Below are 24,344 nucleotides of genomic sequence, written 5' to 3' on the forward strand. Positions count from 1 at the left end.
TTATCCTTTGACGGCGCCGGCCATCAGGCCACGCACGAAATAGCGGCCTGCGACCACGTAGACGAGAAGGGTAGGCAGTGCGGCGATCATCGCCGCCGCCATGTTGACGTTGTATTCGACGACGCCGGTCGAGGTGTTGACGACGTTGTTCAGCGCCACCGTCATCGGCATCGCATCGCCGGTGCCGGCATAGGCGGAGGCGAACAGGAAGTCGTTCCAGATGTTGGTGAACTGGTAGATGACAGTGACGACGAAGATCGGCATCGAATTCGGTAGCATGATGCGCCGGAAGATCTGGAAGAAGCCGGCGCCATCGACCTGCGCCGCCTTGATCAGCTCGGTCGGGAAGGCCTCGTAATAGTTGCGGAAGAACAAGGTGGTGAAGCCAAGTCCGTAGACGACGTGGACGAAGACCAGGTTGACGGTCGGATTGCCCAAGCCGAACGAAAATCCCGTTGCGTTGCGCAGCGTCACGCCGAAACGGCCGAGGCTGCCGAGGATCGTCGCCATCGGCAACAGCACCGACTGGAACGGAATGAAGCAGGCAAACAGCATCAGGCCAAAGACCAGCGTGTGGCCACGGAATCGCCATTTGGTCAGGACATAGCCGTTGAGGGCGCCGAGCAGCGTCGAGATCAGCACCGCCGGAACCACCATCTTGATGGAGTTCCAGAAATAGCCCTTGATGCCGGCGCAGGTCAGGCCGACGCAGGTCTCGCCCCAGGCTTTCGCCCATGGCTCGAAGGTCGGCGCCTGCGGCAAAGCCAGCATGTTGCCGTTCTGGATCTCCTCCATGGTCTTGAACGAGGTCACCAGCATGACGAACAGCGGCATCAGGTAGAACAGCGCGAATAGCGCCAAGAGCCCATAGATGACGATGCGGTTGACAGTCTTGGCGCTGACGCCAGTGCTCTGGCGAGCGGGCGTGGCAATGACGCTCATCGCGGCTTCTCCCTGAGCTCGGAATAGAGATAGGGTACGATGATCGCGGTGATGGTCATCAGCATGATCACGGCGCTGGCCGAGCCGACGGCCATTTCGTTACGCTTGAAGGTGTACTCATACATGAAGTTCGACGGCAGCCAGGCCGAGCCGCCCGGGCCACCGCTGGTCAGCGCTACGACCAGATCGTAGGACTTGATGGCGAGGTGGGCGAGCACGATGAAGGCCGAGAGGAACACGGGCCTGAGCAACGGGATGACGATGCGGCGATAGAGCTGGAAGGTGGTGGCGCCGTCGATCTGCGCCGCCTTCATGATCTCGCCATCGATGCCGCGCAGGCCGGCCAGGAACATCGCCATGATGAAGCCGGAGGCCTGCCAGACTCCGGCGATGACCACGGTGTAGATGACGAAATCCTTGTTCTTGATCCAGTCGAAATGGAAGCTCGTCCAGCCCCATTGGTGCAGCGTCTGCTCGAGGCCGAGGCCGGGATCGAGGAACCATTTCCAGGCGACGCCGGTGACGATGAAGGACAGCGCCATCGGGTAGAGATAGATCGGTCGCAACATGCCTTCGCCGCGGATCTTCTGGTCGAGCAGGATGGCCAGGAACAGGCCGAGTGCCAGGCAAATGAAGACGTAGAGAAAGCCGAAAATGCCCATGTTGGTGATCGACGTGTACCAGCTCGACGGCGGGTCGCTCTCGAAGGTCCAACGCCACAGCCGCTGATAGGCGCGTGACCCGGTGATTGCATAGGACGGGAAGGTCTTGGAGTTGGTGAAGGACAGATAGACAGTCCACAGGATGAAGCCGTAGACGAAGACGACGGTGATCGCAAAGCTTGGCGCCAGTACGATCTTCGGCAGCGCGTCCTGCAGGCGCGAACGCATGGAGGCTCCCGGGCGCGTACCATGCTCCGGTTTCGGCTTGATGTTGGTTTCGGCAACCGTGCTCATTGGCTCATCCAGTAACGGCTCATCCGGGATCGACTCATCGGTATCCTGGAGCCCGCCGGCACCCCGAAACGTGTCGATCAAAACGGCTCCAACCCTTGCCTCGGGAGAACCTCCCCCGCTTGCGCGGGGAAGGTGTTTCCAGCGGAGGCGGGCCCTACTTGGCGTCTTCGATCGCGCTGACCAGCTGGGTCACGGCCTCGTCCGAGGTCTTGATCTGGCCGTGGACGAACTTCGAGACGACGTCCTTGTAGGCATTGGCGACCGCCGGAGGCGCGCCATAGCCTTGGGCCAGCGAGCCGAACAGCGTGCCGCCCTCGTTGGCGGCCTTCAGATCGGCCATGCCCTTCTTGCCGCAAGCGTCGAAGTCGGTGTCAGGCACGTCGGTGCGGGCCGGGACCGAGCCCTTGACGACGTTGAACGCCGACTGGAAGCTCTTCGACAGCGTGGCGGTGGCCAGGGCGGCCTGGGCGGCCTTGCGGTCGTCCGGAACGTCGAACATGCCGAACATGTCGGAGTTGTAGACCACGCTGCCGTCGGTGCCCGGGAAGCGGTAGCACAGGAAGTCGGTGCCCGGGGTCTTCTTGGCGGCGTTGAATTCGCCCTTGGCCCAATCGCCCATCACCTGCACCAGGGCATCGCCCTTGATGACCATGGCGGTGGCGAGATTCCAGTCGCGGCCCGAGAAATTCGGATCGACATAGGTGACGAGCTTGGCGAGATTGTCGAACGACTTCTTCATCGTGTCGGACTTCAGTGATTCCTCATCGAGATCATTGAAGGCCTTCTTGTAGAACTCAGGTCCGCCGGTCGACAGCACGACCGAATCGAACATAGTGGCTTCCTGCCAGTTCTGGCCGCCGAGCGCGAGCGGGATGACGCCGGCAGCCTTGGCCTTGTCGAGCAGCGCGACGAAGTCGTCGAAGGTCTTGGGCTCGGTGCCGCCGATCTTGTCCATCACGGCCTTGTTGATCCACAGCCAGTTGACCGAATGGACGTTGACCGGAGCCGCGACCCACTTGCCGTCATAGACCGAGAACTTCTGCAGGGCGGCCGGAACGGACTTGTCCCAGCCTTCCTTTACCGCGGTTTCGGTCAGGTCGCCCATCACGCCGGCCTCGGCATAGTCGAGCACGGTGTAGCCGAGCATCTGCGAGGCGGTCGGATAGTTGCCAGCCGCGACCATCGCCTTCAGCGCGGTCATGGCGGCGTCACCGCCGCCGCCGGCCACGGGCACGTCCTTCCAGGCAAAGCCTTGCTTGGCCAGATCCTCCTTGAGCACGTTCAAGGCAGCCGCTTCGCCGCCAGACGTCCACCAATGCAGCATCTCGACTTCCTTGACGTCCTGGGCATGAGCCGCGAACGCAAGACCCGACCCGAGAGCCGTTCCGATAAGCAGTTTGCGCAACATGTACTTCCTCCCTTGTTGCAGCTACACGACCGGCGGTTGTCCGCCGGGTTCTTCCCAACTCAGCCGACCCACCATCCGGTGCGCTGGCCGCGATGAAACTGGATTGTCTTTTCCTCGGTATAATCCTCGACGGCGCGCTTGCCGAGTTCGCGTCCGAGACCGGACTGCTTGTAGCCTCCGAAAGGCAGCTCGGGATAACCTTCCATGAACGTGTTCACCCAAACGGTTCCCGAACGCACATTCCGCGCCACCGACATGCAGGTGTCGATGCTCGCGCTCCACACGCCCGCCGATAAACCATAGGGCGTGTCGTTGGCGATGCGCAACGCCTTCTCAATCGATTCAAAGGTCAGCACCGAGAGCACCGGGCCGAACACTTCCTCGCGTGCAATGGCCATGTCTTCGGTCACGCCGCGGATGATGGTCGGGTCGAGATACTGACCGGCACTGGAGGCGATCTGCTTGCCGCCGCTGGTCACCTGGCTGCCTTCGCTTGCCGCCGCAGCGACATAGGCAGTGACCTTGGCCAGGTGCTCGGAAGAGATCATCGCGCCGACCTTGGTGTTGATATCGAGTGGATCGCCGACGGTGACCCTGGCGGTGAGCGCCTTCACCGCGCCGAGGAAGTCGTCGGCGATCGCCTCATGGACGATCAGCCGGCTGCCGGCGTTGCAGCATTCGCCGGCGTTGAAAAAGCCGCCGAACACCGCCGCGTCGGCGGCGGCCTCGAGGTCGGCATCGGGAAAGACGATCTGGCCGTTCTTGCCGCCAAGCTCCATCGAGACTTTCTTCAGCGAGCTCGCAGCCGACGCCATGGTCATCTTGCCGACGCGGGTGGAGCCGGTGAACGACACCATCTCGACCAGTGGATGGCCGACCATCGCTGCGCCGACATCGGCGCCCAGGCCGGCGAGGATGTTGACGACGCCATCCGGCAAGCCGGCCTGCATCAGGATATCGCCGAGCACGAAGGTCGAGGCCGAGGTCATCTCGCTCGGCTTGACCACCGCCGTGCAGCCGGCGGCGAGCGCGAAGGGCAATTTCTGGCTGACGATGAGGAACGGAAAATTCCACGGCGTGATGATGGAGACGACGCCGACCGGTTCGCGCAGCACGACGCCCAGCATGGCGTCGCCGAGATTGGCGTAGGTCTCGCCATGGAGCGTGCGGGCAAGGGATGCCGCATAGCGCCAGATGTCGACGGCGCCGCCGATCTCGCCGCGCGCCTGGGCGATCGGCTTGCCGGATTCCAGCGCATCGAGCCGGGCGATCTCCTCAAGCCGGGCCTCGATCAGCTCTGCCGCCTTGAGCAGGATCGCGGCGCGCTCCGCGGCCTTCATGCGCGGCCATGGACCGGCCTCGAAGGCTGTGTGCGCGGCGGTCACCGCAGCCTCGACGTCAGCCGCGCCGGCTTGCGCATAGCGCGAAACGGCGAAGCCGTGGCCGGGACTCTTACGTTCAAGCGTGCGGCCGTCGCGGGCATCGACATGCTTGCCGTCGATCAGCAGCCGGTAGGCTTTCGGTGCTGCGGATGCCTCGGCGGGCATGGCGATCTCGAGGGGCAAGTGCATATGTTCTGGCTTCCACTTACGATCTTGAAAACGCTGGTTTCTGTTTGACCTTGAAAGCGCCGACGCCGGCTTTGATGTCGCCGGTCAGCGCAATGAAGCCGCTGGCCAGCGCTTCGGTTGCTGCGGCACTTTCTTCGCCTTCCGCCACCGCGATCATCAGCTTGGCGGCCTCCGTCGCCAAAGGCCCGCGCTCGGCGATTTTTTCTCCCCAGGCCTTCGCCTCGGCGAGTGCGTTGCCGGTCTCTACCACCCGATCGATGATACCGAGAGCGAGTGCCTCGGAGGCGAGAAAAACCTCGCCGCCGAGCGCCATGCGCCGCACCGTCTGCGCGCCGAAGCGGCGCACCGCGCGCTGCGTGCCGGACCAGCCGGGCACCACGCCGATCGAGGTTTCGGGGAAGCCTAATTTCACGTGCGCCTCCGCCACGCGGAAGTCGCAGGCAACCGCCAGTTCCAGCCCGCCGCCCAGCGCATGGCCGGACAGAACGGCGATGGTCGGCTGCCGCAACCGAGCCAGCCGGTCGAAGACGCGGTGGCCGTAGCGCACCCATTGCACCTGGAAATCGGCGGCGCTCATTTGCGACCAGGCTTCGACATCGCCGCCTGAGCAAAAGCCCTTGCCTTCACCACACAGCAGCACGGCACGGACGTCGCTTGCTGCCTCCGCGGCGTCGAGCGCGGCTTCCAACGCGCGCAGCATCGGTATGTCGAGCGCGTTGAATTTCTCCGGCCGGCACAGCATGACGATGCCGAGGGCGCCGCGCGTTTCAAAGGTGACGAGACGCTCAGACATGCACACCTCCAAGCGAGGCGCCACCATTGAGCGACAGGCCGATCGGCCGATCCTGATAGAGCACCGAAGGCGTCACTTTCAGGTCGTTGGCGACACCCAGCGGAATCTCGGCCTGCGCCAGCACATCGCGCTCAAGATCGATGCCCGGTGCCAACTCGGTCACCATCAGCCCATCCGGCGTCAGCTTCATCACGCAGCGCTCGGTGACATAGGTGATGTCCTGCCCCTGCGCGACCGCGCGCTTGCCCGAGAAGGAGATATGCTCGACCTCGCCGACCACCTTCTTGACCTTGCCTTCACCGTCGATGCGGATGCCGCCACCGGCCAGCGACAGCTTGGCGCCGGCATTGAAGAAGCCGGAAAAGACGATCTTCCTCGCCCGTGCGGTGATGTCGACAAAGCCGCCGGCTCCGGCGGTGACATGCGGCCTCGCCGAAAGCTTTGACACGTTGACCGAGCCGTGGCGATCGATCTGCAGGAACGAGAGCAGCGAGGCGTCGAAGCCGCCGCCCTGGAAATAGATGAACTGGTGCGGCGAGGGCATGAAGGCGTCGGCATTCGACGAGCAGCCGAACTTGAAGTCGAGCAGCGGCACGCCGCCGACCGCACCCTGTTCGATCACCCAGGTGACCTTGCCGTGCTGGCCTTCCTCGAGAAGGATGCGCGGCACATTCGCCGAGATGCCGAAGCCGATGTTGACGGCCATGCCGTCGGCAAGCTCCATGGCAACGCGCCGCGCGATCACCTTCTGGACGCTCATCTCGGCATTGCGGAAGGTCGACAGCGGCCGGAAGATCTCGCCCGAGATCGCCGGGTCGTAGGGCGTCAGCGTCGTCTGCAACTGGTCGGGCGCCACAACGATATGGTCGATAAGCACGCCGGGCACGCGCACGTCATGCGGCTTCAGCGTGCCGTTCTCGACGACGCGCTTGACCTGCGCGATGACTGTGCCGCCATTGTTGCGAGCGGCGAGCGCCTGTTCGAGCCCGCCGAGATAGGCGCCCTCGTGCTCATAGGTGAGGTTGCCGCGCTCGTCGGCCGTCGTCGCCCGGATGATCGAGACATCAGGCACGATCGAGCGGAAATAGAGCCATTCCTCGCCGTCGAACTGCTGCACCGAAACGATCGACTCGCTGGCGGCCTCGTTCATGGCGCAGCCCTGATGACGCGGATCGGCGAAGGTATCGAGGCCGACCTTGGTCAGCACGCCCGGCCGCTTGGCGGCGGCTTCGCGATGCATGTCGAACAGGATGCCTGACGGCACATTGTAGGCAGCGACCGAATTGTCGCCGATCATCTGCCAGATCTGCGGCGGCTCCGAGGAGGAGGGGCCGGACGGATAGGAGCCGCACAGCGTGCGCTTCAACAGGCCGGGCTTGGCCAGATGGTCGATACCCCTGATGCCGTACATGTCGCCGGCGGCGATCGGGTGCAGCGTCGTGATGTTCCTCGGGTGGCCCTCAGTCTCGAAGCGTTCGCCGATCGCGGCGAGCACCGCGTCCGGGCAACCGAGACCGCTCGACGACGAGACGGAAACGACCATGCCGTCCCTGATCAGGCTCGCGGCCTGTGCCGCGGAGACGAGCTTGCTCATCCTGCGCCCTTGAGTTTCGGGTCGACCGCGACTGATTTGCCGGACCTGGCTGACTGCAACGCCGCTTCGGCCGATGTCAGCGACCAGACGCCGTCCTCGCCGGTGGCCGACGGCTGGCCTTCTTCATGGATCGCCGCATGGAACTGGCGCAGGGAGCGGGTATAGAGATCTTCGCGGTCGAAGCTCAATTCCTCCTCGCCCTTTGCCGTGCGTAGCAGCACGGAGCCGATCGGCTTCTGGGTCATCACATCTTTCGCGATCAGGGAGCCTTCGCTGCCATGCACCTCGAAGCCGGTGCCGGCGAATCTGGTGGTGAAGCCCTCATGCGACTGCGCGATGACGCCCGATCTGAAGCGCCAGATGCACATGGCGCCATCTTCCAGCCCGCCGCCGGCCATGCCCGCGGTCTGCGTGAACGCCGAAACCTCGAGCGGATCGTCGCCGAGCACGAAGCGCAGCGTGTCGGCATCGTGCACGGTGATGTCGAGCACCACGCCTCCGCCAGCGTCCGGCCTGGTGATGCGCCAGCCCTGCAGGTTTTCCGGCAGATAGACTGAGTGGAAGACGCGTGCGGCAATCGGCTTGCCGATGCGGCCGGCGGCAATGGCTTCGCGCATCGCCCGGTGCGAGCCGGCATTGCGCAGGTGGTGATTGGTGCCGAGCACGATGCCGGCCGCCTTGGCGGCGGCAACCATCCTGTGCGCCTCGGCGCTGGTCAGTGCGAGCGGCTTTTCGCACAGCACATGTTTTCCCGCCTTGATGGCGGCCAGCGTCTGTTCGAGATGCAATTCGTTGGTGGTCGAGATGTAGACGGCGTCGATGTCGGAGCCGAGCAGTTCGTCGAGCGTCGAGACGGCGAGCGGAATGCTGTTCTCCTTCGCATAGGACGTGGCACGCTCCGGGCTGGAGCTCATCACCGCCGCGATCTCGCTGTTCGGTTGCGCGCGGATGGCGCTGATCATGAATTGCCTGGCGATCGTGCTTGCGCCGATCAGTCCCCACTTCACGGTCATGCCGCGTCTCCCATTCCCGCACGGCGATCAGGACCGCAACTGTCCCTGACGACGAGGTTGACGGCGCCGATATGATCCTCGGCGCGCGTGGTGCGCGACTGGATCATCTTCAGCATGACATGGGCGGCGCGCTCGCCGAGGCCCGCCGAATCCACCGCGACGCTGGTCAGCGCCGGCATGTAGTGCTGGGCTTCGACCACGTCGTCGAAGCCGACGACGGCGAAGTCCGCGCCGGGCTCCAGCCCGCGCTTGCGCAGCGCCAGCATGACGCCGAAGGCGACTGCATCGTTGAAGCACAGCGCCGCGGTCGGCGGCTCGGCCATGGCAAGGGCCGTCTCCAGGCAGGCAATGCCGCCCCTGCGGCTGGTCTCGCCTTCGACCACAAGCGTATCGCGTGCGGCGACGCCGAGCGTCTCGCAGGCCTCGCGAAAACCGCCCAGGCGCTCGTGATAGACCACCAGATCCGACGAGCCGCCGAAGAAGGCCAACCGGCGATGACCCTTGCCGATCAGATGGGCGGTGGCGAGCCAGGCGCCGCGATGATTGTCGGGCGCGATCACCGGGATGCGACTCTCGGGAAGGCGGCGCATGGTGAAGACGACCGGAAGCCCCGCCGTCTCGATGCGGTGGAAAGCATCTGAGGTCGTGCCGCGCGCCGGCGACACGATCAGCCCGGCGACACCTTGCTCCATCAGCGATTTCAGCACTTCCTTCTGGCGCACCGGGTTTTCCGCCGTGTTGGCGATGAAGGGCACAATGCCTGCCGACTGGAAAACGCGCTCCATGCCGACCGCCATTTCGGCGAAGAAGGGATTGGTGAGATCGTTGATGACCATGCCGATGACATTGGAATGGGCCTTGCGCAGATTGGCGGCGCCGCGGTTGTAGACATAGCCGACATTTTCGATCGCCTTGCGAACCTTCAGCGCGGTTTCAGGCCGGATCAGCCCGCTGCCCTGCAGCACGAGCGACACCGTCGATTTGGACACCCCCGCCTCGCGGGCAATGTCGAGTATCGTCGCCTTGGCCCTGATGGCCATCCCAGATCCGTCCTCCCGGTTATCCTGGTCAAATTTATTGGAACGTTCTAATCCTGTTGCCGGATCTGAGTCAATCAGGATTTTTCCCCAATCGGAAAGACGGAGTTTACCTGCGTAATACGCGCGCTTCCCAGGGGTTTGTGCTGCGATGCAGCATCTGGCGGGAGCAGGGGCTCTGAACCATAAAGCGCCTTGATTTATTGGAACGTTCCATTTATAGGCGCGATCAAGGGAGAGATCGATGGACATTGCCTTGCCTGAGGAGGGCCGCCGCAGCACGCGCTACCGCCTTGTCGGCCAGCCGGTGCAGCCGATGATCGGCGCGCGGTTTTCGCGCATCGCCTATGCCGCCGCCCATGTCGTTGCCGATCCCCTTGATATGACCGATCCATGGTCTCATCCCGTGGTCGACTGGGAGCGCACGATGGCGTTCCGCCATCACCTCTGGCGGCTCGGCTTCCGTGTCGCCGAGGCAATGGATACCGCGCAGCGCGGCATGGGTTTCGACTGGGCAAACGCCAGGGAATTGATCCGCCGCTCGATCGCCGAGGCACGAACGGTCGAAGGCGCCGATCTCGCCTCGGGTGCCGGGACAGACCATCTGGCGCCAGACGCCGCCAAAGGGCTCGACGATGTGATCGCTGCCTACGAAGAGCAGTTCGGGTTCATCGAGAGCCTGGGCGGCAAGGCGATCATGATGGCCAGCCGCGCGCTGGCGGCTGTCGCCAAAGGTCCCGACGATTATATCAGCGTCTACGACCGCATCCTTCGCCAAGCCTCCGGCAAGGTCATCCTGCACTGGCTGGGCGACATGTTCGATCCGGCACTGAAAAATTATTGGGGCAGCAGCGATTTCGAGACCGCGCTCGACACGGTGGTCGCCATCATCGAACGCCACGCCGGCAAGGTCGAGGGCATCAAGATATCGCTGCTCGACGCCGGCAAGGAGGTTGCCCTGCGCAACCGGCTGCCTGACGGCGTCGTCATGTTCACCGGCGACGATTTCAACTACCCTGATATGATCGCCGGCGATGGCGACAGACATTCGCACGCGCTGCTCGGCATTTTCGACGCCATCGCGCCGGTCGCCAATGCCGCGCTGGCGAAACTGGCTGACGGCGACCGCGCCCGTTATGACGCGCTGATAGCGCCGACCGTGCCTTTGTCGCGAAAAATCTTCGAGGCGCCGACCGAATACTACAAGGCCGGTATTGTCCTCATGGCATGGCTGAACGGCCACCAGGACCATTTTTCGATGGTCGGCGGCATGCAATCGGCGCGCGGCATCCGCCACTATGCCGATGTCTTCCGCCTTGCCGATCAAGCCGGATTGCTGGCCGACCCGGAGCTTGCCGTTGCAAGAATGAAGAGCCTGTGCGCCGTCGCGGGTGTCTGACCGTTTACTGCAAGACTTCGCCCAAATCTGCGATTTGCCTTGTCCGGCCAAATCTGTATGCGGTATGCGTCCGACGCAGGCCCATCCGGCGCATAGACGCCAGATAGGCAAAGCGGCCGTTCTGCACAGGGATACGCCAATGGATTTCGAACTTCAGGGCAAGCGCGTTTTCGTGGCCGGGCATCGCGGCATGGTCGGCTCGGCCATCCAGCGCAGGCTGGCGAACGAGGATTGCGAGGTCTTGACCGCGTCCCGCGATGAACTCGACCTGACGGACCAGGTCGGCGTGCGGCGCTGGATGGCCGACCACAGGCCGGACGCGGTGGTGGTGGCGGCCGCCAAGGTCGGCGGCATCCTGGCAAACGACAGGTTGCCGGTCGATTTCCTGCAGGACAACCTCGTCATGCAGACCAACGTCATCGAGAGCGCCTTTCGCAACGAGGTGCAGAAATTGCTGTTTCTCGGTTCGTCCTGCATTTATCCGAAATTCGCCGCGCAGCCGATCTCCGAGGATGCCTTGCTGACCGGGCCGCTCGAGCCTACCAACGAATGGTATGCGATCGCCAAGATCGCCGGGCTGAAACTGTGCCAGGCCTATCGGCGCCAATATGGCGTCGAATACATCTCGGCGATGCCGACAAACCTCTATGGCCCCGGAGACAATTTCGACCTCTCCAGCAGCCATGTCGTACCGGCTCTCATGCGCAAGGCGCACAAGGCCAAGCGCGCCGGCGACAAAACCCTGGAGGTCTGGGGATCGGGCACGCCGATGCGCGAATTCCTGCATGTCGACGACGCCGCCGATGCTCTGGTGTGGCTGCTGAAGAACTATGCCGGCGACGGCCACGTCAATGTCGGCTCGGGCGAAGACATCACCATTGCCGAACTGGCCCGCACCATGCTCTCCGTCGTCGGCGCTGATGCCACGCTCACATTCGATGCGACGAAGCCGGACGGCACGCCGCGCAAGCTGATGGACGTGTCGCGCCTGTTTGCGACGGGCTGGCGCCCGCGGTACTCGCTTCGCAGCGGGCTGGAACAGACTTACGCGTGGTTTCTCCGGCATATCGAGAAGGGCGATCTCCGCCTCGGCGCGGCCTGACTCTCGTTCGCGCTGACTGCCGATGGAAATGACCGCCACCGGGCGCCCCTGAGGCGCGTCGCGAGGCTCATGCGACACCTGGAAGCGACGTCTTCGCAGGCGTTTTGGCATGTCCTTCAATTTTCTTGTGAACCAATCCTGCCCGAGAAGCAACCAAGCACTGCGTTTGCAAAGCGCGGTCAATCATGGAGAACTTCTCATGTCTATTGCGATACGAAATATCTTTCTTGCCGCCGTCGCCGCTTCGGTGCTGGCGGGTTGTCAGACGACAGTGACGAGAGAGTGCGACAAACCAAATACAAAAACCGTCTATAGCGGCAAATGCTGCGGCGTGGGCGATACAAATTGCCGGGAAGGCAAAGGGGGCGACAGGCCTGGAGACCGGCCGGGAAATACGCCAGACCCAACGCCGCAATGATCCGGACACCGCCCGTCCTGGTCAGAGCCGGGGCGGGCGTCCCACGTTTCAGGGCCAGCGCCCCTCGAGTCTATTCCACGGCCGGCATTGGCCAGACGCCACGATCGGCTTTGATGAACCCGAGGTCGAGGCGATGCAGATGAAAATACGAGAGACGGCGGATTGTCTGGATGGTGGGCGTGACAGGGATTGAACCTGTGACCCCTGCAATGTCAATGCAGTGCTCTCCCGCTGAGCTACACGCCCATCCGAAGCCGCGCATACACCATTTTTGCTCCGGCGCGTCAATAGCAGGAAAAGGGAAAGAAAGGCTCGCCTTGTCGCAGCGCTGAAGGTGCGCAGGAGGCCTGCCAGAATCGGCTCAGGCTGCCTGCAGCATCTTTTCGACCTCGTTGACGAGATCGCGCAGATGAAATGGCTTCGACAGCACCTTGGCGTCTTTCGGTGCCTTGGAGTCCGGATTGAGCGCAACGGCGGCGAAGCCGGTGATGAACATGACCTTGAGATCGGGATCGATCTCGGTGGCGCGGCGGGCGAGTTCTATGCCGTCCATCTCCGGCATGACGATATCGGTCAACAGCAGCGAGAAAGGCTCTTCGCGCAGCCGCTCATAGGCGCTGGCGCCATTGTCGAAATCGCTGACCTGGTAGCCGGCACGCTCCAGCGCCTTGACGAGGAACCGGCGCATATCGTCGTCGTCTTCCGCCAGTAGAATGCGTGCCATCTTATCCCGTCCGAATCACCCACCCTAGACTGCCGTGGGGCAAACCCGTTAACCATCCTGTATATGAGGAGGTGACGGTAAACATCAAGTGAACGATGAAGAGCCCGATCCGTATTTAACGAAGCGGTCCGGGCGCCGAAATGCTGGACATGCGGCTGGTGAGGTGGCACTTTCCAACCATGATGCATTCGTATTTTCGGGTTCGTTCAAATTGAAAACGGCAGCCGAGGATTTTTCGGTCGTTCCACCCTTCGAAATCCGGTCGGGCGCCGAACAGCGCGTCCCCTTCCTCTTCAACTCGCCGCATAGCGGCCGCCACTATCCGGACCGGTTTCTTGCCATGGCAAGGCTGGACAGAAACGCCATCCGCCGGTCCGAGGATTGCTACGTCGACGAATTGTTCGGCGGGGCCGTTGCGCTCGGCGCGCCGATGCTGGCGGCAAACTTTCCGCGCGCCTATCTCGACGTCAACCGGGAGCCTTGGGAACTCGACCCGCGCATGTTCGCCGAACCCGTGCCGTCCTTCTGCAATATCCGCTCGGCGCGCGTGGCCGGCGGGCTTGGCACCGTGCCCAAGCTGGTGGGAGAGGGGCTCGACATCTATTCCGGCCGCTTGCCGCTGGCGGAGGCCATCGCCCGTATCGAGGCTGTCTACAAGCCTTATCACGAGACGCTGAAACGGCTTTTGACCAGAACCCATGCGCGGTTCGGCTTTGCCGTGCTGATCGATTGCCACTCGATGCCGGCAAGCATCAGGGTCGGCGACAGCGGCCTCAGGCCTGACTTCATCATCGGCGACCGGTTCGGCATGTCCGCCTCGGCAGCGTTGACCGAGACGGCGATCGGCCTGCTTATCGGCATGGGCTATACCGTCGCCCATAACAAGCCCTATGCCGGAGGCTTCATCACCGAGCATTATGGCCGCCCGGTGCGCCACCTCCATGCACTGCAGATCGAGGTCAATCGCGGGCTTTACATGAACGAGCGGACGTTCCAGAAATCCGCCGGCTTCGATGCGCTCGCCGACGACCTGACACACTTCTCGGCCGACCTGATGGCGATGCCCCATCACGATTTCCTCGATCTGCCGCTTGCCGCAGAATGACGCCAAAAGCGGAATCGATTTGAAGGGGTCTGCGCCGAAGGGATCCTGGGGCGAAGTCGCCAGTCATGAACTCGTGCGCCGGATAAAGGCGTCGGCGTGCGGGTCGCAAAAGGCGCACCGTCCGCTGAATATCGCGCCGAAAAAAAGACCGCATCGTTTGCACGACACGGTCGAAGTCTAGGGAGGAAACGCCCAAGGAGGGCATGAACAGGAAAACCTGTCCGAGAACAAAACTATTGTGCGCTGCACAAATGTCAAGGCGCCGGCAGACGTTTTTAATTCACTCTGATGTTGAAATTGCATTTCGAGGGCGCCTGCGTTGCATTTCAGCAACAGCTGCCGCTGCGCAAAAGTTTCCGCGCCCTTGTTTTGGCGGAAAACCACAGGCAAACGACTGTCTCAGCACGCTGCACGCGGGAGAATCAATTGGACATCAGCATCGATTTCATGCGGCGCATTGCACATGCCGCCGCGGCCGAAACCTTGCCGCGCTTCCGCAGCCAAGGCGCGGTCGCCAACAAGGAGCAAGGCAGCTTCGATCCGGTCACCGAGGCCGACCGCGAGGCCGAGCGGGCCATCCGTGCGCTCATATCGGCTGAGTATCCCGATCACGGCATCCTCGGCGAGGAGCATGGCAGCGAGAACATTTCCAGCAGGCATGTCTGGGTGATCGATCCGATCGACGGCACGCGTGCTTTCATTTCGGGCCTGCCGGTATGGGGAACGCTGGTCGGGCTGACGGTCGACGGCGATGCCGTTGCCGGCATGATGTCTCAGCCGTTCACCGGTGAGCTTTTCTACGCCAACGCTTCCGGCGCCCACTACGAAGGTCCGGGCGGGCCGCGAATGCTGACGACACGCAAGACGACGAGCCTGGCCGAGGCGACGCTGTTCACCACCACGCCGGCGCTGTTCAAGGGAGACGCTCGCCTACGCTACGACCTGTTCGAGCAGCAGGTCCAGCTCGCCCGCTACGGCACCGACTGCTACGCTTTCGCCATGGTCGCGGCGGGAAGTGTCGACATCGTCGCCGACCCCGGATTGAAACCATACGACATCGTTGCGCTGATCCCGATCATCGAAAAGGCTGGCGGCGTCGTCACAACTTTCGAAGGCGGACCGGCGGAAAAGGGCGGCGACATCCTGGCCGCGGCGACGCCGGAGCTCCATGCCGCCGCGATGGCCGCGCTGCGCGGCTGACCCACGGCCCCGGGATTGGTTCATCCTGGCAGGATGACGTCAGGAGGCCCGTGCTATGGAAGTGATGTTACCGGGGAGGGATTCATGCCGACGCAGTCAACGACCAGCCGTTCCGAGGATGCTCCGGCAGACGGTCGGGCCGACTTCGATTTCTTCCACGGATGCTGGAACGTCAGTCATCGAAGGTTGCGGAAGCGCCTGCAAGGCGACACGAACTGGGACGTGTTTGGCGGGACATGCGACGTGCGCCCGATCCTTGGTGGTCTCGGCAATGTCGACGACAACGTCATTGAACTGCCCGGCGGCGCCTATCGCGCCGCCACGCTGCGGACGTTCGATCCGGCGGCGAGACAATGGTCGATCTGGTGGATCGACGGCCGCAATCCGTCGACAATGGATGTCCCGATGCGTGGCACCTTCGAGGCTGAGGTCGGCACGTTCTTGTGCGAAGACGTTTTTGACGGCTGCGCGATCCAGGTTCGCTTCCTCTGGTCGCTGATCACTGAAAACTCAGCGCGTTGGGAGCAGGCTTTTTCACCGGACGGCGGCAAGAGCTGGGAAACCAACTGGATCATGGATTTCGCCCGACAGGCCGAGTCAATGGCCAACGCATGACCCACCCATGCCGAAACACGGGATAACGACATGTATAAAAACAAGACCTTAAAGCGCGGCGCGTGGTTCCTTTCGGACGTGACGCGCCTTAGGCCGTGTCGTCGCTTCCGGGGATGAAGGCGTCGAAGGCGGCAAGGAACTGCTCGCGATAGATGTCGGCTTCCTGCAGGATTTCATGGCGTGCGCCATCGATCATCAGCAGCGAGCCGAGACGCAGGCGTCTGGCATAGGCTTCCACGGCTTTGGTCGAGACGACCTGATCGGCGCCGGCGGCGATCACCAGCAAGGGGACCTTGATCCTGGCCATGAAGTCCGGATCGCTGATGCTAATCGAGGCTTCCGCGGCTGCTTTCAGCCAGCGGATCGTCGGGCCGCCGAGCGCCAGTTGCGGATAGGTCTCGTAGATCAGCGTGTTGCGCCGATATCGCTCCGGATCTGATGTCACCTTGTTGGTTGCAAAGGGTGGGGGCTCCTTCGGCCGTGGACCCCAGGCGGCATAAAGCCGGCCAAGGCCCAGAAAACAGAACAGCGAACAGAGGCGGCGAACAGTCTTTATCGAGACCGGCAGGTCGGGCACGGTCAAGAACGGCGCTATCAGCACCATGCGCCGCACCCGGTTCACCATCGAGGGCGCGGCAAGCAGCGTAATCACGGCCCCGGCCGAATGGGCCAATATGTAATACGGCCCCCGGCAGTCGGGCAGCACGATCTCCTCGAAGAACTGTTCCAGGTCGCTGGTATAGTCGAAGAAGCTCCTGACATAGCCGCGCTGAGGGTCGCCGATCAGCCGGTCGGAACCGCCCTGGCCGCGCCAGTCGAAGGTCGCAACGCCGAAGCCGCGGTCGGCAAGGTTGCGAATGGTCTCGAAATATTTCTCGATGCACTCGTTGCGGCCGGTGAGGACGATCACGGTGCCCTTCATCGGGCGGGCAACGGTGGGGAATAGGCCGTAGCGGATCTTCTTGCCGTCACGCGTGGTGAAGTAACCGCCGGCAGCATTTTCCGGTGACGGATTGCCCGGAATTTCGTGGAAGAGGGGGACTTCGTGGAGGAGATCCGTCATTCGGCACTTCGTTCTTGGTATGTCATTGCCGGTATTGGGCCGGTATTGGGCCGGTATTGGGCCGGCATTGAGGCCCGCATCGGATGCAAGCCCCAGGGCATGGTGATAGACGCCCATGCGCCAAAAGCAAAGGAGTTCCGGGTGGACGGAGCGCAGGCAACGAGCAAGGCCGGAAACAGCTTGCGCTGCTTCCGGCCTCTGTCGATCCGGGAGGAAGGGACGTTACACCCGGTCGGCCTCGTCGCGGCGCCGTAAGCGCCGCCTGTTGCTTGATCCTGGAAACAGTCTAGCGCCACCAAGCTGAACGTCCGCCGAAGCCCCGGTTCATCTGCCGTTCATCGAGAAATCTTGAAATGCTTTCGGCTACTCCCCAAATGTTGTGTGCGGCCGCCAATTCGGGGCCGCTGGCCCATCCGGAACGCCGTTACGGGTTTCGCAGCGGCCATACGCAAACCTTGTTGCTCAACAGGAGAACACATCATGCGTCACGTTGATTTTTCCCCGCTCTATCGTTCGACCGTCGGTTTCGACCGGCTGTTCACCATGCTCGATTCGCTTGCCCAGCCCGACGGCGCGCAGACCTATCCGCCCTACAACATCGAGCGCACCGGCGAGGACGCCTATCGCATCTCGATGGCGGTCGCCGGCTTCTCGGAAGACGAGATTTCGATCGAAGCCCACCGCAATGTGCTGACCGTCAAGGGTGAGCGCAAGGAAGAGGGCAATGGCGAAGGCTCCGAACTGCTCTATCGCGGTATCGCTTCGCGCGCCTTCGAGCGCCGCTTCCAGCTTGCCGACCATGTCGACGTCGTCGGCGCCACGCTGAAGAACGGCCTGCTCTTCGTCGACCTCAAGCGTAACATTCCCGAGGAGCTGAAGCCCCGCAAGATCGCGATCACCGCGTCTTCGGCGAAGGCCAAGCAGATCGAGGCCAAGAACGCCGCCTAAGCTGCGTAACCAAAACCCTCGACAGAGAACTAAGGGCGGCGCCAAGCGCCGCCCTTTTCTATTGGCCGCCCTTTTTACTGGTGGACGAGTGCCGCTACCCGGCGATCAGGTTGCCGAACTTGCCGATGTCTTCGGCTGTGGTGGCAAAGCTGGTGACGAAACGGTAAAGCGCCTCGTCCTCGCCTATATGGCCGTCAAAGCCATGCGGCTTGTGCCAGTCATAGAAGGCCGCGCCGGCCACTTGCGCTCTTCCAGCCTCAGCCTTTTTCATCACCGCGAAGACCTCGTTGGCTTGCGGCAGCCAGGCCAGGCGCGCCGACGGGGAATCCTCGATCACTGCCGCAAGGCGCGCCGCCATGGCGTTGGCGTGCCGGGCCGTGTCGAGCCACAGGCCATCCTTGAAATAGGCTTCGAACTGCGCAGCGACGAAGCGCGATTTCGAGAACAATTGCGCCGCGCGCTTGCGCAGGAAGGCCAGTTCACCGGCGCGGTCGAGATCGAACAGCACGATAGCCTCGGCGCACCAGCAGCCGTTCTTGGTGCCGCCGAAGGAGAGGATGTCGATGCCGCGCTTCCAGGTCATCTCCGCCGGGGTTGTGTCGAGCGCGACCAGCGCATTGGCGAAGCGGGCGCCATCCATGTGCAGCGGCAGTTTGCGATGCTTGGTGATCGCCGAAATCCTTGCGATTTCGTTCAGCGTATAGATGGTGCCGACCTCCGTCGACTGGGTGATCGACACCGCCATAGGGCGCCCGGAATGGACGATTTCGGGCGCGAACCGGCCCACCGCGCTTTCCAGCTTGTTCGGATCGATCTTGCCCAGTGCACCGTCGACGGCGTAGAGCCGTGAGCCACCGGTAAAGTATTCCGGCGCGCCGCATTCATCCTCGATGACATGCGATTCTCGATGGCAGAAGGAAATGCCGCCGGGCTTGTTATAGGTGGTCAGCGACAGCGAATTGGCAGCAGTGCCGGTCGCCACGAAAAACACCGCGACCTCGCGCTCGAAGACTTCGTTGAAGCGCTGGTAAACGGCCTGGTCGAGGTCGCCGTCGCCATAGGCGGTGGAAAAGCCGCCGGCATGGGCTGACAGGCCCGCGGCGATGTCGGGATGAGCGCCTGCCCAATTGTCGGAAGCGAAGATCATGCGTTTGCCTGTTCTGGGAAAGTTGACGCAACCTTGGCCGCTTTCGCATGCCGCCCGCAAGTGCCATGCGCCGGAAAAGCGGTAAAGCCAGCGAGAGGCGAGGGCAGAGACAGGCGACCGAAGGTTACGTTTTGGCATCGCGATGCGTAATTTTCTGTCGCTGGATGCCCAAGATTGTTGTGAATCGGTCTTGTGCGCATCCGCGATTTCTGTCATAAAAATTTAGGACAGTAGTGCTGTCTTATTTTGTCGCGCAAAACAGGCTGGATTGGCGTATCATCGGGCCTCTCCGGCTGTTGCCGCGAGCGACAGGTAGACAGTCTGGCTCTGGCCTGTACGATTGCCGGATGCGAACCATGTGGAAAGCCACCTGGTTCGGCAAGGATTTCGCAAGACGTGCCGCAACGAATGAGAGGGAAGCCATGCGCTTCCCGATGGAAACCAGCGCCCTAAGGGCTGGGAATGGAGGATAGGACGATGACGGACATGACGCCATCTGCGACGAACGGCCCGGCCGCGCAGACGAGAGCGCCAGCCGTCAAAAATCCGTCCCTGACCAAAATCAGGCGAACCGATACCGGTTACGCCGCCCACGGCCTTTACGATCCGCGCAACGAGCACGACGCTTGCGGCGTCGGCTTCATCGTCGACATGAAGGGCGTGAAGTCGCACCAGATCGTCCAGGACGGTCTTGCCGTGCTCGAAAACCTGACGCATCGCGGCGCCGTCGGCGCCGATCCGCTCGTCGGCGATGGCGCCGGCGTGCTGGTGCAGCTTCCCGATCGTTTCTTCCGCGAGGAAATGGCGGCCCAGGGCATCGAACTGCCGCCGGCGGGTCAATACGGCGTCGGCCACTGGTTCATGCCGCAGGACGCGGCACTTCGCGCCCATATCGAGGACATCATCGCCGAATCGGCTCAGTCCGAGGGGCTTCCGTTGATCGGTTTCCGTGACGTGCCCGTCGACAATTCGTCCCTGTCGAAGGCTCCGGATATCGTGGCATCCGAGCCGTTCCATCGGCAGGTCTTCATCGGCCGCACGGCGGACATTACCGACGATGAGGAGTATGAGGCCAGGCTCTATTTGCTGCGCAAGGTCATATCGGGCCGCATCTACGCCGAGAACGACAACAAGGACATCGGATCCTATTGCGTGTCGCTGTCGGCGCGCACCATCGTCTACAAGGGCATGTTCCTGGCCTATCAGGTCGGGGCCTACTACAGGGACCTCATCGATCCGCGCTTCGAAACCGCGCTGATCCTCGTCCACCAGCGCTTCTCGACCAACACGTTCCCGTCATGGAAGCTGGCGCATCCCTATCGCATGGTCGCCCACAACGGCGAGATCAACACCGTGCGCGGCAACAACAACTGGATGGCGGCGCGCCAGGCGTCCGTCGACTCCGAGCTGTTTGGCAACAATATATCGAAGCTTTGGCCGATCTCCTACGACGGCCAATCCGACACCGCATGCTTCGACAATGCGCTCGAATTCCTGTTTCAGGGCGGGTACAGCCTCAGCCATGCCATGATGATGCTGATCCCGGAAGCCTGGGCCGGCAACAAGCTCATGGATGCCGATCGCAAAGCTTTTTATGAATATCACGCCGCGCTGATGGAGCCTTGGGACGGGCCGGCGGCGGTCGTCTTCACTGATGGCCGCCAGATCGGCGCAACGCTCGACCGCAACGGGCTGCGCCCGGCGCGCTACATCGTCACCGACGACGACCGCGTGATCATGGCCTCCGAGGCCGGCGTGCTGCCGGTGCCGGAGGAGCGCATCGTCAAGAAGTGGCGGCTGCAGCCCGGCCGCATGCTTTTGATCGACCTGGAGAAGGGCCGCATCATCTCCGACGAGGAGATCAAGTCGGAGATCGCGACCAGGCACCCCTACAAGAACTGGCTCGCCAACACGCAGTTGATCCTCGAAGACCTGAAGCCGGTCGAACCGCGCGCGCTGCGCAAGGATGTCAGCCTGCTCGATCGCCAGCAGGCTTTCGGCTACACCCAGGAAGATACCAAGCTGTTGATGTCGCCAATGGCGACCACCGGCCAGGAAGCCGTGGGATCGATGGGCACCGACACGCCGATTTCGGCGATGTCGGACAGATCGAAGCTGCTCTACACCTATTTCAAGCAGAACTTCGCCCAGGTCACCAACCCGCCGATCGATCCGATCCGCGAGGAGCTGGTGATGAGCCTGGTGTCCTTCATCGGGCCGCGGCCCAACATCTTCGACCTCGTCGGCAATTCGCGCCGCAAGCGGCTCGAAGTGCGCCAACCGATCCTGACCAATGGCGATCTCGAAAAGATCCGCTCGATCGGCCACACCGAGGACCGTTTCGACACCAAGACGATCGACATCACCTATGGCTCGAACGAGGGCGCCGCCGGCATGCAAGGCGCCATCGACCGGCTGTGCGAGCGCTCGGAAGCGGCGGTCGCCGGCGGCTACAACATCATCATCCTGTCCGACCGTCAGCTCGGGCCGGACCGTATCGCCATACCGGCGCTGCTGGCCACGGCGGCCGTCCACCACCATCTGATCCGCAAGGGACTGCGCACTTCCGTCGGTCTGGTCGTGGAGTCCGGCGAACCGCGCGAGGTGCATCATTTCTGCTGCCTCGCCGGCTACGGCGCCGAGGCGATCAATCCCTATCTCGCCTTCGACACATTGCTCGACATGCACAAGCGTGGCGAACTGCCGGCGGAGGTCGACGCCTATGAAGTCGTGACCCGCTACATCAAGTCGATCGGCAAGGGCATTCTCAAGGTGATGTCCAAGATGGGCATCTCAACCTACCAGTCCTATTGCGGCGCGCAGATCTTCGACGCGATCGGGCTGAAGTCGGATTTCGTGCAGCAGTATTTCACCGGCACCGCAACGCTGATCGAAGGCGTCGGGCTGGACGAGATCGCGGCCGAGACGGTCAGCCGCCACACCGACGGCTTCGGCGACGACCCGGTGCTGCGCAACAGCCTCGAGGTCGGCGGCGAATACATGTTTCGCATGCGCGGCGAGGCGCATATCTGGTCGCCCGATGCTGTCGCCACCCTGCAGCACGCAGTGCGTCAGGGCTCATGGGACACCTTCAAGGACTATTCCGCCCAGATCGACAGCGAGACGGCCCGCGCCCAGACCATTCGCGGCCTGTTCAAGATCAGGCTCGCGGAAGAAACCGGGCGCAAGAAGGTCGCGCTCGACGAGGTCATGCCGGCGGCCGATATCGTCAAGCGGTTCTCGACCGGAGCGATGTCCTTCGGCTCGATCTCCAGGGAAGCGCATACGACGCTGGCGCGTGCCATGAACGCCATCGGCGGTAAGTCGAACACCGGCGAGGGCGGCGAAGAGGCCGACCGCTACCTGCCGCTGCCGGGCGGCGGCAAGAACCCCGAACGTTCGGCGATCAAGCAGGTCGCCTCCGGGCGGTTCGGCGTGACGGCGGAATATCTGGTCAACTCCGACGTGATGCAGATCAAGGTCGCGCAAGGCGCAAAGCCCGGCGAGGGCGGTCAGCTGCCTGGCCACAAGGTCGACGCCACCATCGCCAAGGTCAGGCACTCGACGCCGGGCGTCGGTCTGATTTCGCCGCCGCCGCATCACGACATCTATTCGATCGAGGATCTGGCGCAGCTCATCTACGATTTGAAGAACGTCAATCCGGCGGCGGATGTCTCGGTCAAGCTGGTCTCCGAGGTCGGTGTCGGCACGGTTGCGGCCGGCGTCGCCAAGGCGCGCGCCGACCACATCACCATTTCCGGCTATGACGGCGGCACGGGGGCCTCGCCGCTGACGTCGCTCAAGCATGCCGGCAGTCCATGGGAAATGGGCCTTGCCGAGACGCATCAGACGCTGGTGCTCAACGGCCTCAGGTCGCGCGTGGCGCTGCAGGTCGATGGCGGCCTTCGCACCGGCCGCGACGTCGTCATCGGCGCGCTGCTCGGCGCCGACGAATTCGGCTTCTCGACCGCGCCGCTGATCGCGGCCGGCTGCATCATGATGCGCAAGTGCCATCTCAACACCTGCCCGGTTGGCGTCGCGACGCAGGATCCGGTGCTGCGCAAGCGCTTCAAGGGCACGCCCGAACACGTCATCAACTTCTTCTTCTATGTGGCGGAAGAGGTCCGGGCACTGCTCGCCGAGATGGGCTACACCCATCTCGACCAGATCATCGGCGACACCGATCTCCTGGAAAAGCGGGCGCTGATCCAGCACTGGAAGGCGAACGGGCTCGATTTCAGCAAGATGTTCTTCAAGCCAGACGCCCCGCACAAGGCGGTGCACTGGACCGAGCGGCAGAAGCATCCGATCGACGACGTGCTCGACCGCAAGCTGATCGAGCTCGCCAAACCGGCCCTCGATGCCAGACAGCCGGTCAGCATCGAGCTGCCGATCCGCAATGTCGACCGTTCGACGGGCGCCATGTTGTCTGGCGAAGTGGCAAAGCGCTTCAGGCACAAGGGCCTGCGCGAGGACACGATCTCGGTGAAGCTCACCGGCACCGCCGGTCAGTCTTTCGGCGCCTTCCTGGCGCGCGGGATCTCGTTTGAACTCATCGGCGCCGGCAACGACTATGTCGGCAAGGGCCTGTCGGGGGGGCGCATCGTCATCCGTCCGCCGGAAGAGGCCAAGATCGTCGCCGCGGAGTCCATCATCGTCGGCAACACCGTGCTTTACGGCGCAACCGAGGGCGAAGCCTACTTCGCCGGCGTCGCTGGCGAGCGTTTTGCCGTGCGCAACTCCGGCGTCGCCGCCGTCGTCGAGGGCGTCGGCGACCATGGCTGCGAGTACATGACCGGCGGCATCGTCGTCGTCATCGGCCAGACCGGCCGAAACTTCGCCGCCGGCATGTCGGGCGGCGTCGCCTATGTGCTCGACGAGAAGGGTGATTTCGCCGAGCGCTGCAACATGGCGATGGTCGAACTGGAACCCGTTCCCGAAGAGGACGACCTGATGGAAAAACTGCTCCATCATGGCGGCGACCTCGACCACAAAGGCCGCGTCGACGTGTCCGGCGACATGACCAGCCATGACGAGGAGCGGCTCTATCAGTTGATCTCGAACCATGTCCACTACACGGGTTCGGTAAGGGGCCGCGAGATCCTCGACAACTGGGCGACTTTCCGGCCGAAATTCCGGAAGATCATGCCGGTCGAATACCGTCGCGCGCTGATCGAGATGGAACGCATGCGCATGGGCGTGGCGGCGGAATAGGCTTTGGGAGTTGCCGGGAAGCCAGGCTTCCCGGTCGACGCCTTCATCAACAATCCTGGCCTCGGACTGAAGGTTGCCATGGCTGCCTTATGAGG

The 24,344-nt window shown here is 63.0% G+C and carries 20 protein-coding genes and 1 tRNA gene; 9 read left to right on the forward strand and 12 right to left on the reverse strand.

Going from position 1 to position 24,344, the window contains the following annotated elements; genetic code table 11:
• The 8 genes from AC0NID_RS11430 to AC0NID_RS11465 form a co-directional block, all read right to left on the reverse strand.
• Complete coding sequence (locus AC0NID_RS11430) at window positions 1–942, reverse strand: carbohydrate ABC transporter permease (protein ID WP_473454791.1); 942 nt, start codon at window positions 940–942, stop codon at window positions 1–3.
• Window positions 939–1,898 (reverse strand): carbohydrate ABC transporter permease, encoded by a 960-nt coding sequence (locus AC0NID_RS11435; protein ID WP_473454790.1) that lies wholly within the window; start codon window positions 1,896–1,898, stop codon window positions 939–941. Before AC0NID_RS11435 ends, AC0NID_RS11430 begins: the two co-directional genes overlap by 4 nt.
• Before the next feature lie 154 nt (window positions 1,899–2,052).
• Complete coding sequence (locus AC0NID_RS11440; RefSeq protein ID WP_473454789.1) at window positions 2,053–3,306, reverse strand: ABC transporter substrate-binding protein; 1,254 nt, start codon at window positions 3,304–3,306, stop codon at window positions 2,053–2,055.
• Between the two features lie 59 nt (window positions 3,307–3,365).
• On the reverse strand, window positions 3,366–4,877 hold the full coding sequence (locus AC0NID_RS11445) for an aldehyde dehydrogenase family protein (protein WP_473454788.1): 1,512 nt from the start codon (window positions 4,875–4,877) through the stop codon (window positions 3,366–3,368).
• A 16-nt stretch (window positions 4,878–4,893) separates the two neighbouring features.
• On the reverse strand, window positions 4,894–5,670 hold the full coding sequence (locus AC0NID_RS11450) for an enoyl-CoA hydratase/isomerase family protein (RefSeq protein ID WP_473454787.1): 777 nt from the start codon (window positions 5,668–5,670) through the stop codon (window positions 4,894–4,896).
• Entirely contained in the window at window positions 5,663–7,264 is a 1,602-nt protein-coding gene (locus AC0NID_RS11455) for an acyl CoA:acetate/3-ketoacid CoA transferase (protein ID WP_473454786.1), read from the reverse strand. The genes AC0NID_RS11450 and AC0NID_RS11455 overlap by 8 nt, the downstream gene beginning before the upstream one ends.
• Window positions 7,261–8,277, reverse strand: coding sequence for a Gfo/Idh/MocA family protein (locus tag AC0NID_RS11460; protein WP_473454785.1), 1,017 nt, complete (start codon window positions 8,275–8,277; stop codon window positions 7,261–7,263). The genes AC0NID_RS11455 and AC0NID_RS11460 overlap by 4 nt, the downstream gene beginning before the upstream one ends.
• The gene (locus AC0NID_RS11465; RefSeq protein WP_473454784.1) at window positions 8,274–9,317 is read right to left on the reverse strand and encodes a LacI family DNA-binding transcriptional regulator; all 1,044 of its coding nucleotides are present in this window, start codon (window positions 9,315–9,317) and stop codon (window positions 8,274–8,276) included. The genes AC0NID_RS11460 and AC0NID_RS11465 overlap by 4 nt, the downstream gene beginning before the upstream one ends.
• A gap of 241 nt (window positions 9,318–9,558) precedes the next feature.
• Between AC0NID_RS11465 and AC0NID_RS11470 the strand changes: the two genes are divergently transcribed.
• The 3 genes from AC0NID_RS11470 to AC0NID_RS11480 all read left to right on the forward strand — a co-directional run bounded on the left by AC0NID_RS11470 (window position 9,559) and on the right by AC0NID_RS11480 (window position 12,233).
• Complete coding sequence (locus AC0NID_RS11470) at window positions 9,559–10,713, forward strand: dihydrodipicolinate synthase family protein (protein WP_473454783.1); 1,155 nt, start codon at window positions 9,559–9,561, stop codon at window positions 10,711–10,713.
• A gap of 139 nt (window positions 10,714–10,852) precedes the next feature.
• Window positions 10,853–11,815: a GDP-L-fucose synthase gene (gene fcl, locus AC0NID_RS11475; protein WP_473454782.1), complete on the forward strand. Its 963-nt coding sequence runs from the start codon at window positions 10,853–10,855 to the stop codon at window positions 11,813–11,815.
• A gap of 109 nt (window positions 11,816–11,924) precedes the next feature.
• Entirely contained in the window at window positions 11,925–12,233 is a 309-nt protein-coding gene (locus AC0NID_RS11480) for a hypothetical protein (protein ID WP_473454781.1), read from the forward strand.
• Between the two features lie 171 nt (window positions 12,234–12,404).
• Here the strand turns inward: AC0NID_RS11480 and AC0NID_RS11485 are convergent.
• Together AC0NID_RS11485 and cpdR are read right to left on the reverse strand one after the other, a co-directional pair.
• Window positions 12,405–12,479, reverse strand: a tRNA-Val gene (locus AC0NID_RS11485).
• Between the two features lie 115 nt (window positions 12,480–12,594).
• A complete protein-coding gene (gene cpdR / locus AC0NID_RS11490) occupies window positions 12,595–12,957 on the reverse strand; it encodes a cell cycle two-component system response regulator CpdR (RefSeq protein ID WP_006199474.1) in 363 nt (120 codons plus the stop codon).
• Between the two features lie 163 nt (window positions 12,958–13,120).
• Between cpdR and AC0NID_RS11495 the strand changes: the two genes are divergently transcribed.
• From AC0NID_RS11495 to AC0NID_RS11505, 3 genes are all read left to right on the forward strand, one after another.
• Window positions 13,121–14,062: an N-formylglutamate amidohydrolase gene (locus AC0NID_RS11495; protein ID WP_473454780.1), complete on the forward strand. Its 942-nt coding sequence runs from the start codon at window positions 13,121–13,123 to the stop codon at window positions 14,060–14,062.
• A 426-nt stretch (window positions 14,063–14,488) separates the two neighbouring features.
• A complete protein-coding gene (gene hisN, locus AC0NID_RS11500; protein ID WP_473454779.1) occupies window positions 14,489–15,262 on the forward strand; it encodes a histidinol-phosphatase in 774 nt (257 codons plus the stop codon).
• Between the two features lie 84 nt (window positions 15,263–15,346).
• On the forward strand, window positions 15,347–15,877 hold the full coding sequence (locus tag AC0NID_RS11505) for a DUF1579 domain-containing protein (RefSeq protein WP_473454778.1): 531 nt from the start codon (window positions 15,347–15,349) through the stop codon (window positions 15,875–15,877).
• A gap of 88 nt (window positions 15,878–15,965) precedes the next feature.
• On the opposite strand, the gene AC0NID_RS11510 is transcribed toward AC0NID_RS11505, so the two are convergent.
• Window positions 15,966–16,940, reverse strand: a complete 975-nt coding sequence (locus AC0NID_RS11510) for an alpha/beta fold hydrolase (RefSeq protein WP_473454777.1) — start codon at window positions 16,938–16,940, stop codon at window positions 15,966–15,968.
• On the opposite strand from AC0NID_RS11510, the gene AC0NID_RS11515 reads away from it, so the two are divergent.
• Together AC0NID_RS11515 and AC0NID_RS11520 are read left to right on the forward strand one after the other, a co-directional pair.
• Window positions 16,923–17,195, forward strand: coding sequence for a hypothetical protein (locus AC0NID_RS11515; protein WP_473454776.1), 273 nt, complete (start codon window positions 16,923–16,925; stop codon window positions 17,193–17,195). The two genes, AC0NID_RS11510 and AC0NID_RS11515, sit on opposite strands and share 18 nt — an antisense overlap.
• A gap of 225 nt (window positions 17,196–17,420) precedes the next feature.
• Window positions 17,421–17,888: an Hsp20 family protein gene (locus tag AC0NID_RS11520; protein ID WP_473454775.1), complete on the forward strand. Its 468-nt coding sequence runs from the start codon at window positions 17,421–17,423 to the stop codon at window positions 17,886–17,888.
• Window positions 17,889–17,982: 94 nt separating this feature from the next.
• On the opposite strand, the gene AC0NID_RS11525 is transcribed toward AC0NID_RS11520, so the two are convergent.
• Window positions 17,983–19,035 carry a threonine aldolase family protein gene (locus tag AC0NID_RS11525; RefSeq protein ID WP_473454774.1) on the reverse strand — a complete coding sequence of 351 codons (1,053 nt, stop codon included), beginning with the start codon at window positions 19,033–19,035 and terminating at the stop codon, window positions 17,983–17,985.
• A 477-nt stretch (window positions 19,036–19,512) separates the two neighbouring features.
• Here AC0NID_RS11525 and gltB point away from each other — a divergent pair, with 477 nt between their 5' ends.
• A complete protein-coding gene (gltB, locus tag AC0NID_RS11530) occupies window positions 19,513–24,249 on the forward strand; it encodes a glutamate synthase large subunit (RefSeq protein WP_473454773.1) in 4,737 nt (1,578 codons plus the stop codon).
• Window positions 24,250–24,344 lie beyond the last annotated feature (95 nt).

Source organism: Mesorhizobium sp. WSM4821, assembly GCF_055901555.1.

Bases quoted from the DNA above. Each gene is read 5' to 3' on its own strand.
- cpdR (WP_006199474.1), bottom strand. From the start codon at position 12,957: ATGGCACGCATTCTACTGGCGGAAGACGACGACGATATGCGCCGGTTC.
- AC0NID_RS11520 (WP_473454775.1), top strand. From the start codon at position 17,421: ATGCGTCACGTTGATTTTTCCCCGCTCTATCGTTCGACCGTCGGTTTC.
- AC0NID_RS11455 (WP_473454786.1), bottom strand. From the start codon at position 7,264: ATGAGCAAGCTCGTCTCCGCGGCACAGGCCGCGAGCCTGATCAGGGAC.
- AC0NID_RS11430 (WP_473454791.1), bottom strand. From the start codon at position 942: ATGAGCGTCATTGCCACGCCCGCTCGCCAGAGCACTGGCGTCAGCGCC.
- AC0NID_RS11510 (WP_473454777.1), bottom strand. From the start codon at position 16,940: ATGACGGATCTCCTCCACGAAGTCCCCCTCTTCCACGAAATTCCGGGC.
- AC0NID_RS11460 (WP_473454785.1), bottom strand. From the start codon at position 8,277: ATGACCGTGAAGTGGGGACTGATCGGCGCAAGCACGATCGCCAGGCAA.
- AC0NID_RS11450 (WP_473454787.1), bottom strand. From the start codon at position 5,670: ATGTCTGAGCGTCTCGTCACCTTTGAAACGCGCGGCGCCCTCGGCATC.
- AC0NID_RS11440 (WP_473454789.1), bottom strand. From the start codon at position 3,306: ATGTTGCGCAAACTGCTTATCGGAACGGCTCTCGGGTCGGGTCTTGCG.
- AC0NID_RS11480 (WP_473454781.1), top strand. From the start codon at position 11,925: ATGTCCTTCAATTTTCTTGTGAACCAATCCTGCCCGAGAAGCAACCAA.
- AC0NID_RS11505 (WP_473454778.1), top strand. From the start codon at position 15,347: ATGCCGACGCAGTCAACGACCAGCCGTTCCGAGGATGCTCCGGCAGAC.
- AC0NID_RS11465 (WP_473454784.1), bottom strand. From the start codon at position 9,317: ATGGCCATCAGGGCCAAGGCGACGATACTCGACATTGCCCGCGAGGCG.
- AC0NID_RS11525 (WP_473454774.1), bottom strand. From the start codon at position 19,035: ATGATCTTCGCTTCCGACAATTGGGCAGGCGCTCATCCCGACATCGCC.
- gltB (WP_473454773.1), top strand. From the start codon at position 19,513: ATGACGGACATGACGCCATCTGCGACGAACGGCCCGGCCGCGCAGACG.
- AC0NID_RS11445 (WP_473454788.1), bottom strand. From the start codon at position 4,877: ATGCACTTGCCCCTCGAGATCGCCATGCCCGCCGAGGCATCCGCAGCA.
- AC0NID_RS11435 (WP_473454790.1), bottom strand. From the start codon at position 1,898: ATGAGCACGGTTGCCGAAACCAACATCAAGCCGAAACCGGAGCATGGT.
- AC0NID_RS11470 (WP_473454783.1), top strand. From the start codon at position 9,559: ATGGACATTGCCTTGCCTGAGGAGGGCCGCCGCAGCACGCGCTACCGC.
- fcl (WP_473454782.1), top strand. From the start codon at position 10,853: ATGGATTTCGAACTTCAGGGCAAGCGCGTTTTCGTGGCCGGGCATCGC.